Origin of the sequence: Pantoea rwandensis, from assembly GCF_002095475.1 — a bacterium.
Lineage (GTDB): Bacteria > Pseudomonadota > Gammaproteobacteria > Enterobacterales > Enterobacteriaceae > Pantoea > Pantoea rwandensis.
In genome coordinates this window covers 24,377-39,568 of the sequence record NZ_MLFR01000042.1, presented here as the reverse complement: position 1 = coordinate 39,568, position 15,192 = coordinate 24,377, and the positions used below count along the sequence as shown (strand labels likewise).

Below are 15,192 nucleotides of genomic sequence, written 5' to 3'. Positions count from 1 at the left end.
GCGGCCGATCGTTAATTTCTCATCGCTGACCAGCGCAATCACGTATTCGTCCAGTAAATCAGCCACTTCTCCTCTGACACCCCGCCGCCACAGCGCAATTTTAGGTACAGGCTCGTCTTTAAATCCTTCAACCAACACCAAATCCAGCTCTGAGCTGTCCATACGCGCGGCCAATTTCGCCTTTGATACCACGCCGCCACAGCGTGATGTGAGATAAAGGTTAACCTCCAAATCCTTCGGCTAATCCTGATAAATCAGCAGTAATTTGATTCTATTTTGTATCCACTGAACGGCAGCCACTCCTGAAGCCAATCGCTGCAGTTTTGACTCCAAACGGCGATCAATCTTCGTTGAATTAGATCCACATTTCAGCAATGAAAAACCCATTCTCAAAATCACGCCTATATGCAAAATAAGCATAAATCCAAGCATCAGGACTGTCAAAACGCGACTTAAATAACCTATTTACCAGTATGAATCCCGCTTTAAGCTGAAACATTTTCATAAACCGCATGAAGACTCGACATTCTGACTAGGTCAAGCTAACCTCGGGCATCTGGATGTCTAAACGTTTATACGGTTATGAGTAAGAGGTAAGCAGAACATGCCAATCAGGATCCCCGATGAATTGCCGGCAGTGAATTTTTTGCGCAATGAGAACGTATTTGTGATGGCCTCATCGCGCGCCAGTGTTCAGGAGATTCGACCGCTAAAAGTGCTGATCCTTAACCTGATGCCGAAGAAAATCGAAACGGAAAATCAGTTCTTACGCCTGCTTTCCAACTCACCGTTGCAGATTGATGTCCAACTGCTGCGCATCGATTGCCGTGAATCACGCAATACACCCAGCGAGCATCTGAACAACTTCTACTGCAACTTTGAAGATATTGAGCACGATAACTTCGATGGACTGATTGTCACCGGTGCACCGCTGGGATTGGTTGATTTCAACGATGTTGCATACTGGCCGCAGATACAACGCGTGCTGCATTGGGCAAAAGAACACGTCACTTCAACACTGTTCGTCTGTTGGGCTGTCCAGGCTGCCTTAAACATTCTATACGGTATCCCAAAACAAACGCGCCACAACAAGCTATCAGGTGTGTATGAACATCAGATCTTACACCCACATGCATTGCTAACCCGAGGATTTGACGACAATTTCCTCGCGCCGCACTCCCGTTATGCTGATTTCCCTAGCCAGTTAATTCGCGACTATACCGATCTCGAGTTGTTTGCTGAATCTGAGGCCACCGGGGCTTATCTGATGGCGAGTAAAGACAAACGTCTGGCATTCGTCACTGGCCATCCAGAGTACGATGCCCTGACGCTATCTGGGGAATATCATCGCGATTATGATGCGGGTCTGCAGCCGGAAGTGCCATTCAATTACTTCCCGCAAGACAACCCAGAACTTCCGCCACGCGCCACCTGGCGTAGCACGGTAACCTGTTGTTCTCCAACTGGCTGAACTACTACGTTTACCAGATCACGCCATTCGATCTTCGTCATATGAATCCAACGCTCGAATAAATCGATCTAGAGAGTTTCAAAAATCTTGCCGTGACCGCTAATGCTGTCGCGGCTTTTTTTTTGCCTGTCATTCAAAGAGTGGAATTCATTGCCTTTATTTCGAGGAATTAAATTACATTATTTTCAGCAGGATAAATAAACTAATCCATAAAAATGGAAATAGTTTTTGAAAACAAAATAAAAATCATTATGCTCTGATCTTGCCGGTATAAAAAACACCCTACACCCGGATCCGACCACCAGGAGACGGATCAAACAGGAGCAGCCCGCATGACAGATTCGGTTATTCATAATACGCTGACTTTCAGCCAGCCCTTTTCCCACGCGGAAAGGCAACTTCTTACCCCGGAAGCTATCGACTTCTTGCACACGCTGGTTGCCCGCTTTGCACCGGAGCGTGAACGTTTACTCAAAGCACGCCAGCAGCGTCAGCAACGTTATGATCAAGGTGCTTTACCCGACTTTGATTCGGAAACGGTTTCCATTCGTGAAAATAGCTGGCAGGTACGATCCATTCCCGAATTGCTGCGCGATCGCCGCGTTGAGATCACCGGGCCACCCGATCGCAAGATGGTGATCAACGCACTGAATGCCAACGTCAACGTCTTCATGGCCGACTTTGAGGATTCGTTGTCGCCCACCTGGCAGAAGTTGATGGAGGGTCAACTGACGCTGCGCGATGCAGTCAACGGCACGCTGAGCTTCACCAGCGAAACCGGCAAGATTTACCAATTGAAATCTGATCCCGCTTTGCTGATGTGCCGTGTGCGTGGCCTGCATCTGAATGAAAAGCATGTTGAGTGGCGCGATCGCGCAATTCCAGGAGGACTGTTTGATTTTGCGCTTTACCTGTTCCACAACGTGGATGCGCTGCTAGAGAAAGGTCATGCGCCGTGGTTTTATCTGCCCAAAACCGAACATTCCAGCGAAGTAGCTTGGTGGCGCGAGATCTTCCGTTTCAGCGAAGATCGTTTCGATCTGCCGCGCGGCACGATCAAAGCGACGGTACTGATCGAAACGCTGCCTGCAGTATTCCAGATGGATGAGATCTTATGGGAATTGCGCGATCACGTGGTGGGGCTGAACTGTGGTCGTTGGGATTACATCTTTAGCTACATCAAAACCCTGGCCCAGCACGGCGATCGTATTTTGCCAGACCGCCAACAGATCAGCATGGATCAGCCTTTTCTGGATGCCTATTCACGTCTGCTAATCAGAACCTGCCACCGTCGTGGCGCGTTGGCAATGGGCGGGATGTCAGCCCTGATCCCCAGTAAAGATGCTGAACGCAACGCTTGGGTGATGCAGAAGGTGCAGGAAGATAAAGCACGTGAAGCCGGCAATGGACATGACGGCACCTGGGTTGCTCATCCGGGTTTGGCGGATATCGCGATGGCTGAATTTGACCGTCAACTGGCTGATCAGCCCAACCAGCTCAATGTCAGCCGCGACCATGACGCACCGATTACTGCAGAACGACTGCTGCGCCCATGCCGAGGTCAACGCACTGAATCAGGCATGCGCGCCAATATTCGTGTTGCTTTGCAATATCTTGAAGCGTGGATTGGGGGCAACGGCTGCGTACCGATTGATGGATTGATGGAAGACGCTGCCACGGCCGAAATCGCCCGCACCTCGATTTGGCAATGGATTCACCACAAACAGATTCTTAACGATGGCCAACTGGTAACAGCACAACTGTTTGAACGGCTATTGGATGAAGAGCTACAGGCGCTGCAGAACCATCTGGGTGATGAACGATTCAATGATGGACGCTTTGCCGACGCCGCCGCACTGATGGCACAAATCACCACTGACGACGAACTGGTTTCTTTCCTTACTCTGCCGGGCTACCGCCTGCTGCCTTGAACCTGGAGAACACGCTATGAATCGTAACCAACAGATCAAACAACTGGAATCAAGCTGGAACGATGCGCGCTGGCAGGGCATCACCCGTCCTTACAGCGCGGAAGATGTGATTAACCTACGGGGTTCGGTGAATCCGGCCTGTACGCTGGCAGAGCGCGGTGCCCATAAACTGTGGTCACTGCTCAACGGTGAATCCACCAAAGGTTATATCAATAGTCTCGGCGCGTTAACCGGCGGGCAGGCGATACAACAAGCCAAAGCGGGTATTGAGGCCATTTACCTCTCCGGCTGGCAAGTGGCGGCAGATGCTAATATGGCCGGACAGATGTACCCCGATCAATCGCTCTACCCGGTGAACTCAGTGCCGAATGTGGTTGAGCGTATTAATCAAAGCTTCCAGCGTGCCGACCAAATTCAGTGGGCCAATGGTGTGTCGCCGGAAGACGATAAATTTATCGATTACTTCTTACCGATTGTGGCCGATGCGGAAGCGGGTTTTGGCGGCGTGCTAAATGCTTTTGAACTGATGAAGTCGATGATCCAAGCCGGTGCGGGCGCGGTGCATTTTGAAGATCAGTTAGCGGCGGTGAAGAAGTGCGGTCACATGGGGGGCAAAGTATTAGTGCCGACGCAAGAGGCGATTCAGAAACTGGTGGCGGCGCGTCTGGCAGCTGATGTGATGGGAGTGCCCACCATCCTGCTGGCTCGCACCGATGCGGATGCCGCTGACTTGATCACCTCAGATTGTGACGAGCGTGACGCACCGTTCATCACGGGGCAGCGCACCTCTGAAGGATTCTTCCGCACCCGCGCCGGGATTGAGCAGGCGATCAGCCGTGGTTTGTCCTATGCACCCTATGCCGATGTGCTGTGGTGCGAAACGTCGACGCCGGATCTGGAACTGGCGCAGCGGTTTGCCGATGCGATTCACGCGCAATATCCGGGCAAGTTACTGGCGTATAACTGCTCGCCATCGTTTAACTGGAAGAAGAATCTCGACGATCGCACCATCGCCCGTTTCCAGCAGGCGTTAAGCGATATGGGCTATCGTTTCCAGTTCATCACGTTGGCAGGCATTCACAGCATGTGGTTCAACATGTTCGACCTGGCACACGCTTATGCACAGGGCGAAGGTATGCGTCATTACGTTGAGAAAGTGCAGCAACCCGAGTTTGCTGCGCGTGATAGGGGTTACACCTTCTCTTCACATCAGCAGGAAGTGGGCACCGGCTATTTTGACCGTGTCACCAACGTTATTCAGGGCGGCCAATCTTCAGTCACCGCACTGACCGGTTCCACTGAAGCCGCGCAGTTCTAAGCAGTCCGAGTGCGCACCCTACGAACATCGCACTGACCCGTCGTAGGGGCGCCATCAATGGCGCAATGCCGCTCACTGAAGCCAATGGGTGTAGTTAACCCGATAAGCATGAATGCGCACCCTGCGAAAATCGCACTAAACAATCGTAGGGTCGCCATTGATGGCGCAATGCCGCTCACTGAAGCCAATGGGTGTAGTTAACCCGGTAAGCATGAATATGCACCCTACGAAAATCGCCCTAAACAATCGTAGGGGCGCCATTGATGGCGACCAAATTGCGCTTCGCGGACTTTCATCACGCCCGATCTTTTGGCCCACGGATGGACCCCGTTTGCAGGAGCGTTGCCAATGACCCCGAGAGAATCTCTGATCGCCCACACCATCCTGCAAGGCTTTGACGCGCAGTATGGCCGTTTTCTAGACATTACCGCAGGCGCTCAGCAGCGTTTTGAGCAGGCCGACTGGCACGCCGTACAGCAGGCGATGAAAGCGCGTATCCACCTATACGATCATTATGTTGGCTTAGTCAGCAACCAGCTGCGTATCTTGAACGATGTGTCGAACTGGGATGAGGCGTTCTGGCTACGGGTAAAAAGCCATTATGAGACGCTGTTACCCGGCTATCCGCGCCATGAAATTGCTGAAAGCTTTTTTAATTCAGTCTACTGCCGCTTGCAGGGCCACACTCATCTTGATCCTAACCGGCTGTTTATCTTTCCATCGCAGCCCTATGCCGCCGCGCCGGAGGCACAGCGCCCGCTGTCACGGCTTTACCGTCCACAAAGCAGCTGGCATGAGGTATTACGGCAGGTGCTTAACGATATTCCCTTACGCTTAGCCTGGCAGGACATCACCCGCGATATCGGCTGGATCGTCCGTCATCTCCGCGAGCAGTTCAGTCCAGCCCAGCTGGCAAGCGCCACGCTGGATGTCGCCAGTGAGTTGTTTTATCGCAATAAAACCGCCTGGGTCGTGGCGCGTTTGCAGTTGAGTGATGGCATGGTGCCTTGCCTGCTGCCGATCCAGCGCGATGAGGCAGGGCGTTTGTGGATCGACACCTGTTTAACCGACAGTGACGATGCCAGCATCGTGTTTGGCTTCGCCCGTGCCTATTTCATGGTGTACGCACCGGTGCCCGCTGCGCTGGTTGCCTGGCTACAACCGATTCTGCCCAGCAAAACCATTGCGGAGCGTTATATGGCGATTGGTTGTCAGAAGCACGGAAAAACCGAGTGTTACCGTGAATACCTCAACTATCTGGCACACAGCCATGAGGATTTCACCATCGCGCCGGGTATCCGCGGCATGGTGATGTTGGTGTTTACGCTGCCAGGTTTTGACCGCGTGTTTAAGGTGATTAAAGACCGTTTCGCGCCGCAAAAAGAGGTGACTGATGCACAGGTGCGTGATTGCTATCGCATGGTTAAAGAGCACGATCGCGTTGGGCGCATGGCGGATACGCAAGAGTTCGAGCACTTTGCCATCCCGCTGGCCCGTATTCCGACACAACTCATGGCAGAATTTGAGCGCGATATCCCGGAAAAAATAGAGCGGCGCGGCGACGCGCTGATCATCCGCCATCTGTGGCTGGAACGCCGTATGGAGCCACTTAATCTATGGCTGGCGCAGGCAACGCCAGAGCAGCGTCAGCACGCGATTGGCGAATATGGCGATGCGATTCGTCAGCTGGCGGCGGCGAATATTTTCCCTGGCGACATGCTGTATAAAAACTTTGGTATGACACGTCACGGTCGCGTGGTGTTTTACGATTACGATGAAATCCGACCGATGACCGAACTGCAGTTCCGCGATGTACCGCAGGCGCGTTATGAAGAGGATGAGTTGCAGGCGGAGCCGTGGTACAGCGTAGGGCCGGACGATGTGTTCCCGGAAACCTTCCGCTACGCGCTGTGCAGCGAGCCGAGCACCGGCAAATTATTGTTAGCGCTGCACCCGCAACTGTTTGATCCCGGCTGGTGGCGCGCGCTGCAAGCGCGCATTCGTACCGGGCACATTGAAGAAGTGATTGCCTGGCGCGCTGCGCAACGTTTTAGCGTGCGCTACGCGACAGTGGCCGCTTAACGGCCGGAATAAACCTGCGTCACCTGTTTAGCCGCGCGGATCACCAATGCGCCCAGCTCGGTGACGCGGTCATCGGTCATACGCGCAATCGGGCCGGAAATGGAAATCGCTGCGAATGGCTCGCCGTGTTCGTCATAAATCGGTGCTGCTACACAGCGCAGGCCCAGTGCGTGCTCTTCATCGTCGTGTGAAAAGCCCATTTTACGTATCAGCGCCAGGTTCTCTTTCAGGCTGTGCGGTGACATCAAGGTTTTGGGTGTGTAGTGATGCAGCCCTTTCTGATGCAAGAGCGCGGTGACTTGCTCATCGCTGAGATGGGCCAGAAACGCCTTGCCCGCGCCCGAAGCATGCATCGGCAGCTTGCCGCCAATCGGGGCTGACATGCGCATCAATTGAGTACACTGCACCTGATCGATAATCACGGCCTGATAATCGCTGAGATCCAGCACCGCCAGATTCACTGTCTCCCCGGCGTCCTCCATTAGCTTACGCAATACCGGATGCACAATCGCCAACAGGTTACGGCTTTGCAGGAAGCTGCTGCCCACCACAAAGGCGTGTGACCCAATGGTCCAGAATCCCAAATCACCCACCTGATGCACAAATCCCTGCTGCTGCATGGTCGCCAGCAGACGGTGCGTAGTGGAGTTTGGTAATCCCGCCTGCTGGGCGAGTTCGGTCAACGCAACGCTGCCATGAGAGTCGGCGATCAGTTCGAGTAAACGCAAACCGCGCGTCAGTGATTGGACCTGCCCACCGGCTGGGGCGCTGGTGGTCGTGGCGGTACGCGGTTTCTTGCCACGCTTCGCGGGTACTGGGGTTGCCATAACGTCTCCACAATCGCATCAATGCTGGAAACCATTTTCGTTTTTAAACGCCTGAATGCAAACGCTGGCTAACTGGTCGGATCTGTATCGCTTTCGGGCTGAAAATGTCTCATCCGGACTGACTTTTGCTCACCTTAAAGTTATGCCAGTATGTCTGGCTAGCATATTAGCCAACGCAATCACGTGGACGGGGCGAGAGTGAGCAACAAAATAGACATGCTGCATCAGCAACTGGCACAACGCATCATGATTCTGGATGGTGGCATGGGCACCATGATCCAGAGTTATAAACTCAGCGAAGCCGATTTCCGTGGCAGCCGTTTTGCCGACTGGCCCTCAGATTTGAAAGGCAACAACGACCTACTGGTGCTGACCAAACCCGAGGTGATCCGCGAAATCCATGATGCGTATCTTGCTGCTGGCGCGGACATTCTGGAAACCAACACCTTTAACTCCACGACGATTGCGATGGCCGATTACGCAATGGAAGCCCTCTCGGCGGAGATCAATTTCGAAGCGGCGAAGCTGGCTCGCGCCAGCGCCGATGCGTGGACAGCAAAAACGCCGGATCGACCGCGTTACGTTGCTGGTGTGTTAGGACCCACTAACCGCACCTGCTCGATTTCACCTGATGTGAACGATCCCGCTTTCCGTAATGTCACCTTCAACCAGCTGGTGGTAGCTTATCGCGAATCGACCCACGCGCTAATTTCCGGCGGTTCTGACCTCATCATGATTGAAACGGTGTTCGATACCCTGAACGCTAAAGCGGCGATATACGCGGTGCAGGTTGAGATGGAAGCGATGGGCGTGAAGCTGCCGCTGATGATCTCCGGCACCATCACCGATGCTTCTGGTCGTACGCTCTCCGGCCAGACCACCGAAGGTTTCTACAACTCACTGCGCCACGCCGAACCGCTGTCATTCGGCCTCAACTGCGCACTGGGTCCGGACGAGCTGCGTCAGTATGTGCAGGAGTTATCGCGCATTGCAGAAGGCTATGTCACCGCTCACCCCAACGCAGGATTACCGAATGCGTTTGGTGAATACGATTTAGATGCGGCGACCATGGCCGAGCAGATTGGTGAATGGGCGCGAGCGGGTTTCCTGAACATTATTGGTGGCTGCTGTGGTACCACGCCGGAACACATTGCGGCAATGGTGGCCGCCGTTGAAGGTGTTGCACCGCGCGCATTACCAGAGATTCCGGTGGCCTGCCGTTTAGCCGGACTTGAACCGCTGAACATCCACGCCGATTCGCTGTTTGTGAACGTGGGCGAACGCACTAACGTCACTGGTTCTGCTAAATTCAAACGCCTGATTAAAGAAGAGAAGTATAACGAAGCACTTGATGTGGCGCGTCAGCAGGTAGAAAGCGGCGCACAAATCATCGATATCAACATGGATGAAGGTATGTTGGATGCCGAAGCGGCGATGGTGCGCTTCCTCAACCTGATTGCCGGTGAACCCGATATCGCACGCGTGCCGATCATGATCGACTCCTCCAAGTGGGAAGTGATCGAGAAAGGTCTGCAGTGCATTCAGGGTAAAGGCATCGTGAACTCGATTTCGATGAAAGAGGGCATTGAGCCGTTCATCGAGCACGCGCGCAAAGTGCGCCGCTACGGCGCAGCGATGGTGGTGATGGCGTTTGATGAAGTCGGTCAAGCGGATACACGTGCGCGCAAAATCGAAATTTGTCGCCGCGCCTATAAAATCCTGACGGAAGACGTCGGTTTCCCGCCGGAAGACATCATTTTTGACCCGAATATCTTCGCCGTGGCCACCGGTATTGAAGAACATAACAATTACGCGATGGACTTTATCGGTGCCTGTGAAGACATCAAACGCGAGCTGCCACATGCGATGATTTCCGGTGGCGTCTCTAACGTTTCGTTCTCGTTCCGTGGCAACGATCCGGTGCGCGAAGCCATTCACGCGGTATTCCTCTATTACGCCATTCGCAACGGTATGGACATGGGCATCGTCAACGCCGGTCAATTGGCGATTTATGACGACTTGCCAGCGGAACTGCGTGACGCGGTAGAAGATGTGATCCTCAACCGTCGTGAAGACGGCACTGAACGCATGCTGGAGCTGGCGGAGAAGTATCGCGGCAGCAAAAGTGACGGTGAGCAGGAGAAACAGCAAGCCGAATGGCGCAGCTGGGACGTGGTGAAACGTCTGGAATATTCGCTGGTGAAAGGCATCACCGAGTTTATCGAGTTGGATACTGAGGAAGCGCGTCAGGGTTTTGAGCGTCCGATTCAGGTGATTGAAGGCCCACTGATGTCTGGCATGAACGTGGTCGGTGACCTGTTCGGTGAGGGCAAAATGTTCCTGCCACAGGTGGTTAAATCGGCGCGCGTCATGAAGCAGGCGGTGGCCTATCTTGAACCCTATATTGAAGCCAGCAAAGAAGCGGGGCGCAGCAATGGCAAAATCGTGCTGGCGACGGTAAAAGGTGATGTGCATGACATCGGTAAAAATATCGTTGGCGTGGTGCTGCAGTGTAATAACTACGAAATTATCGATCTTGGCGTGATGGTGCCGAGTGACAAAATCCTCAAAACCGCTATTGCCGAGAACGCCGATATCATCGGGCTATCGGGCCTGATCACGCCGTCATTGGATGAAATGGTCAACGTCGCGAAAGAGATGGAGCGTCAGGGCTTTACCATCCCGCTGCTGATTGGTGGCGCCACCACCTCGAAAGCGCATACGGCAGTGAAAATTGAGCAGAACTACAGTGGTCCCACTGTGTATGTGCAGAATGCCTCGCGTACCGTTGGGGTGGTTTCATCACTGTTGTCCGACACCTTAAAAGAAGAGTTTGTGACGCGCACGCGCAAAGAGTACGACACGGTACGTATCCAGCATGCGCGTAAGAAACCGCGCACGCCGCCGGTGAGCCTGCAAACTGCGCGCGACAATGATTACTCCATTAATTGGGAAAGTTACACGCCGCCGGTGGCGCATCGCCTTGGAGTGAGCGCTGTAACAGCCAGTATCGACACGCTGCGTAACTACATCGACTGGACACCCTTCTTTATGACTTGGTCGCTGGCGGGCAAGTATCCGCGCATTCTGGAAGATGAAGTGGTGGGGGAAGAGGCTAAGCGCCTGTTTGCTGATGCCAATGCGATGCTGGATATGCTGAGTAAAACCGGCACCCTGAATCCGCGCGGTGTAGTAGGGATTTTCCCGGCTAACCGTGTTGGCGATGACGTGGAAATTTACCGTGATGAAAACCGTGATCATGTGTTGTGTGTGAGCCATCACTTACGCCAGCAAACCGAAAAAACGGACTTCGCGAACTACTGCTTAGCCGACTTCGTGGCGCCGAAATCCAGTGGCAAAGCCGATTATCTTGGCGCATTTGCTGTCACCGGTGGGCTGGAAGAGGATACGCTGGCCGAAGCGTATGAGCAGCAGCATGATGATTACAACAAGATCATGATTAAGGCGCTGGCAGACCGCCTGGCAGAAGCCTTTGCCGAGTATCTGCATGAGCGGGTGCGCAAGGTGATCTGGGGCTTCGCCGCTCATGAGAATCTGAGCAATGAAGAGCTGATTCGTGAAAATTATCAGGGGATTCGCCCGGCACCGGGTTATCCCGCTTGCCCCGAACACACCGAGAAAGCGCAGATCTGGCAGTTGCTGGATGTGGAAACACACACCGGCATGAAGCTGACGGAATCCTTCGCCATGTGGCCAGGCGCGGCGGTGTCGGGCTGGTACTTCAGCCATCCTGACAGCAAATATTTCGCCGTGGCGCAGATTCAGCGCGACCAGGTGGAAGATTATGCAGCGCGTAAAGGGATGAGCGTGAGCGAGGTTGAACGCTGGCTCGCGCCAAATCTGGGTTATGACGCGGATTAAACCGCTGATTGCGCAATGAATTGCGCCGCTACCGATGCAATGCAATCTGTAGCGTCTTGCACATCAAGCGTTTGCACAGGCGGCCTTAGGTACACACCGGGCATATGGGGTAACACTTTAGGCTGCCCAATAGTGCGCCCCAAGGAGCGCGCTTACCACCAATCTGTAGCCGCGCGATTTATCGCGCGGATTCAACCTTATTAATTAAATCGCGCATCGCGATCTGAGGTCATGTCATACAGCTGATATTTACGACCCAGCATCTGCCCGCCATCACGCGTTAACGGCACCCAGTTCACCTGCGCCCGGCCACGCGTTGGCGTGACGGTAAACAGATCCATTGGAATCGAGATATAGAAGCCTTTAGTGAAGTCGCCTTCACCATAGGCCTCAGCGGACACGTTGGTTTTGGTAGCGTAAAAGCCGACCATGACTCCGCTGTCGAAGCGTTTTGAGACATCCAGCGTCACGCCCTTATCTTTCGCCAGATACTCACCCACGCTGGCTTTGACCAATACATCCTGCATAAACCACGGACGCCAGTAAGCGGTGAAATGTCCGGTTGGTGCAGTGTAATCGGTGAACTGCATCATGTTGTCCCAATCACGCTGCTTCACGTAGTTGGCATCAACCCCGAATGCCCAGTTGCTGTCCACCGGACGATACAGCACTTCACCGCCGACGCCGCCGTACATCGTCTCCAGATAACCACCGTACACCTGGCCGTAGAAACCATTGCCAAGGTAGCCCATGTAGTTCGCTTGCAGGTCGTTCACATAAACATTGTTCTCGACGTAGTCACGAATATGGGTACGGACACGCGGCAGGGTGGAATCTGCCGGCGCGCCGTTATAGTTAAATTTGTCGTAGTTGTTGGCGAGGTTACCGAACAAGCTGCCGCTGACCAGTAGGTGATCGGTCAGTGCGTAATCCGCGCTAGCCATCGCCCCGAGCTGGTACATATAGAAGCTTTCGGGCCCACCCACCGACTGATTGAGCACCGGTGCCAGATTGTAGTGAAGGCGATCTTTGCGGATAAAGAAGCCTTGCTCGGTATTGCCAGGATCGACCGGATTTTCACGCGTCTGCTGCAGCGGTTGCTCGTGGCCCAGCGGATAACCACTCAGCTCATTGTGCAGGCTGGCGACATCGGTGCGCGTGGTGACCTGCGGCATATTGAGGCGAGACTCGGTGACATCAATGGTATCGATACCCGCAGGCAGGTTATTCATGATGATACGATTTGCCCGATCGACCCCTTCGCGTGTGTCACGATATTTGGTTTGCTCACCCGAAACGTACAGCGTGCTGCCTTTGGTCTGGATACGTGGGCCACTTAATCCCGCGTTATATTTCAGATCGGTCAGCTGGTCTGCAACCACAGTAGGTTGCAATAACTCTCCCTGCGGCTGTGGATTATAGGCCGGCTTGGCGCTATCAATGTGCGACTGGTGCAGGTCGTTAAAGTTGGTACGCACCGTGACGCCGAACATGAAGGTGTTACCGCGTTCATAGCTGGCGTTGATGTCGGCCCAGTCGGTCAGGCGATAAATCGCACCCACGTTAACTTTGCTGCGCTGCTCAAGGCGTCCGGCAAAGTCATCCTGATAATCGTTGCCTTCGTACTCCAGTTTCAGGCGCAGGGGTTGCCAAGGAGTTTGATATTCAACACCGCCGAACAACGCTGCCGGACCATGGAACATTTGTGAGCCGTTAATCGCACCTGCTTCACCGCCGCCGGTACGGGTACAGAAGCTGTCACTGTAGGAGCAGAACGGATTTTTAATGCTACCGCTGTTGCCCAGGTAGCCCCAGCCAATACCCATCGTAAAATCAAACGGGCCCCAGGCTTTGGTCGCCACCAGATATTCGCTGTCAAACAGGCCAGTACCGCCCAAATCGCGCGAACCCACTGCGACTTCAGGCAACCAGTAGCTCTCTTGCCACAACCTCAGCTTTACATCGAAGGCTTTATCTTTGTAACTTTGATTGCCGCTGAAGCCTTCTACCGCGCTGTAACGGCGGGTGCGGACGTCAGTGTAACGCACCGTTGTCTCCAGCCACGGGAACAGCTGCAGCGAAGCAGAGTAGTAGCGATATTGATCGTTATCGCGGAAGTTCAGGCTAAATTCGCCCTCTTTCGCCATACGCGCCGTGGGGGTCTGCATCAAACCCACGCCGCCGAAATCAGATTGCGATGGCCCAATCGGTTCTGGCCAGGTTTCCGCATGCACCTGGCAGGCTGCGGAGACAGAAACAGCCAACAGGCTGAGGAGTAATTGTTTTTTCATCAGCCTGGAATCCGGTGTGTCAGAACAGAAAGCATGCGCGCATTTAAATCAGCCTTGCCCCAAGGCAGACTCCATGAGGTAAAGCCCAGCCAGATGATGCTGCCGGGCTGCACTTCAACGTGGCGTTGATTCCAGTAAGCGATCGGCACCTGTTGTGTTTGGCCAGACGGTGCAATCACCGTGGCGAAGCTGCGTTCGGCACCTGACAGATGATCGTGTGCGGCAAGGTAGTCGCGCACGGTACGGCCTGGCTGCCAGCTCTCTTTTCCGGGATGTTCAAGCGCACCCATTACCAGCACTTGCGTCGGTTGTGGCAGGGTATAGAGGTCATAGCTACCTTGCAGCGTGCGGTTAGCCTCAGGACGTAAGCGCACCCAGTCGGGATCGAGCGGGGTGAACTGGCGCCCCGTCACCTGCACAGCACTCAGCTGGTGGATCACGGCACCAATCGTTGCGGCCAACGATTCACCGCTGTCGGCCTGCCAGATACGCATATCTTCCAGCAGTTGCTTCTGCTGTTGCTGGACCACCGCCGTTGCGCCACGTTCAGCCATGACGGTGCCGGGCCACCACGTGTGCAGTGCCGGATGCGTCACGAGTTGTGCCAGATTCTGTGCATGGTCAATCTGTAAGTCATTCTGGCCGTGCACGGTAACTTGGCTATCAGCCAGCGCATTGCCTACCGTGAGCATTACCGCGACGGCGAAGAGAGGAGTGATTATTTTCATGATTTCGCCGGCTTCAGAATGGTGGTTTCAACAGGGAAGGCGTCAGCCGCCAGCGCTTGATGTGCCTGCAACACCGCGCCATCACGGTTATCAATCCAGAAGGTGTTCTGCCACTCTGCGCCTAAGCCCTCCATGCGCACCGTCTCGATCCAGACTCGGCATGGCACGCGTTCACCGGCAATACTGAGCACCTGATCATCGCCGCGCTGGAAGGTCGAGATGGCGGTAGCAGCACGCACATTTTCTTTCTCACGCCATTGCACCACACGCGTCCAACTGGCGTTGTTTTGCAACTGCAGCGGGTTGGCGAGCGGATCCTGAGCCAGGTTACTGACCTCATCGAGGTTATCGACCAGACCCAAGGTTTTCACCAGACGGCCATGCTGCATCACCAGCATGGCTTTATCCTGCGTGATCCATTTCTGCTGGCCCTGCTCGTCATAACCCAACACCACGAAGATACGTGGCCCCTCATTGATGCGGGCATACAGACTGGCATAAGGCAGGCTGGCAACCTGCTGGTCGGTTACGGTCACGTCATCTGGACCGTTGACGGCTAGCATCACGGTCTGTTCAAGGCCTTTTTGCGTTTGTGTGCAGGCCTGCAGCAGCATGCAGAGGAAGAGCAAGGAGAGTCGACGCACTGTGTATATCCCTGTTAA

The 15,192-nt window shown here is 54.2% G+C and carries 8 protein-coding genes and 2 pseudogenes; 5 read left to right on the top strand and 5 right to left on the bottom strand.

The window, feature by feature from the left end; genetic code table 11:
- Positions 1-177, bottom strand: a pseudogene (locus tag HA51_RS25030) (molybdopterin-guanine dinucleotide biosynthesis protein MobB); the annotation flags it as partial.
- 427 nt (positions 178-604) lie between these two features.
- On the opposite strand from HA51_RS25030, the pseudogene metA reads away from it, so the two are divergent.
- From metA to aceK, 4 genes and pseudogenes are all read left to right on the top strand, one after another.
- Positions 605-1,533, top strand: a pseudogene (gene metA, locus HA51_RS25025) (homoserine O-succinyltransferase MetA).
- A 270-nt stretch (positions 1,534-1,803) separates the two neighbouring features.
- The gene (gene aceB / locus HA51_RS25020) at positions 1,804-3,402 is read left to right on the top strand and encodes a malate synthase A (RefSeq protein WP_084938092.1); all 1,599 of its coding nucleotides are present in this window, start codon (positions 1,804-1,806) and stop codon (positions 3,400-3,402) included.
- Between the two features lie 16 nt (positions 3,403-3,418).
- Positions 3,419-4,720, top strand: coding sequence for an isocitrate lyase (gene aceA / locus HA51_RS25015; protein WP_084938090.1), 1,302 nt, complete (start codon positions 3,419-3,421; stop codon positions 4,718-4,720).
- A gap of 348 nt (positions 4,721-5,068) precedes the next feature.
- A complete protein-coding gene (gene aceK / locus HA51_RS25010; protein WP_084938087.1) occupies positions 5,069-6,802 on the top strand; it encodes a bifunctional isocitrate dehydrogenase kinase/phosphatase in 1,734 nt (577 codons plus the stop codon).
- Here aceK and iclR read toward each other — a convergent pair.
- On the bottom strand, positions 6,799-7,629 hold the full coding sequence (gene iclR, locus HA51_RS25005; RefSeq protein WP_084938084.1) for a glyoxylate bypass operon transcriptional repressor IclR: 831 nt from the start codon (positions 7,627-7,629) through the stop codon (positions 6,799-6,801). The two genes, aceK and iclR, sit on opposite strands and share 4 nt — an antisense overlap.
- 198 nt (positions 7,630-7,827) lie before the next feature.
- On the opposite strand from iclR, the gene metH reads away from it, so the two are divergent.
- Positions 7,828-11,511, top strand: a complete 3,684-nt coding sequence (gene metH, locus HA51_RS25000; RefSeq protein WP_084938082.1) for a methionine synthase — start codon at positions 7,828-7,830, stop codon at positions 11,509-11,511.
- A 200-nt stretch (positions 11,512-11,711) separates the two neighbouring features.
- Here metH and HA51_RS24995 read toward each other — a convergent pair whose 3' ends face one another.
- Genes HA51_RS24995 through HA51_RS24985 form a run of 3 tightly spaced genes read right to left on the bottom strand, consistent with a single transcriptional unit; the run spans position 11,712 to position 15,174 of the window.
- Positions 11,712-13,802 carry a YjbH domain-containing protein gene (locus HA51_RS24995; protein WP_084938077.1) on the bottom strand — a complete coding sequence of 697 codons (2,091 nt, stop codon included), beginning with the start codon at positions 13,800-13,802 and terminating at the stop codon, positions 11,712-11,714.
- Positions 13,802-14,530 (bottom strand): capsule biosynthesis GfcC family protein, encoded by a 729-nt coding sequence (locus HA51_RS24990; RefSeq protein ID WP_084938074.1) that lies wholly within the window; start codon positions 14,528-14,530, stop codon positions 13,802-13,804. Before HA51_RS24990 ends, HA51_RS24995 begins: the two co-directional genes overlap by 1 nt.
- Complete coding sequence (locus HA51_RS24985; protein WP_084938072.1) at positions 14,527-15,174, bottom strand: YjbF family lipoprotein; 648 nt, start codon at positions 15,172-15,174, stop codon at positions 14,527-14,529. Before HA51_RS24985 ends, HA51_RS24990 begins: the two co-directional genes overlap by 4 nt.
- Between the last annotated feature and the right edge of the window lie 18 nt (positions 15,175-15,192).

Coding starts and splice junctions, on each gene's coding strand:
- aceB (WP_084938092.1), top strand. CDS start 1,804: ATGACAGATTCGGTTATTCATAATACGCTGACTTTCAGCCAGCCCTTT.
- aceA (WP_084938090.1), top strand. CDS start 3,419: ATGAATCGTAACCAACAGATCAAACAACTGGAATCAAGCTGGAACGAT.
- aceK (WP_084938087.1), top strand. CDS start 5,069: ATGACCCCGAGAGAATCTCTGATCGCCCACACCATCCTGCAAGGCTTT.
- iclR (WP_084938084.1), bottom strand. CDS start 7,629: ATGGCAACCCCAGTACCCGCGAAGCGTGGCAAGAAACCGCGTACCGCC.
- HA51_RS24995 (WP_084938077.1), bottom strand. CDS start 13,802: ATGAAAAAACAATTACTCCTCAGCCTGTTGGCTGTTTCTGTCTCCGCA.
- HA51_RS24990 (WP_084938074.1), bottom strand. CDS start 14,530: ATGAAAATAATCACTCCTCTCTTCGCCGTCGCGGTAATGCTCACGGTA.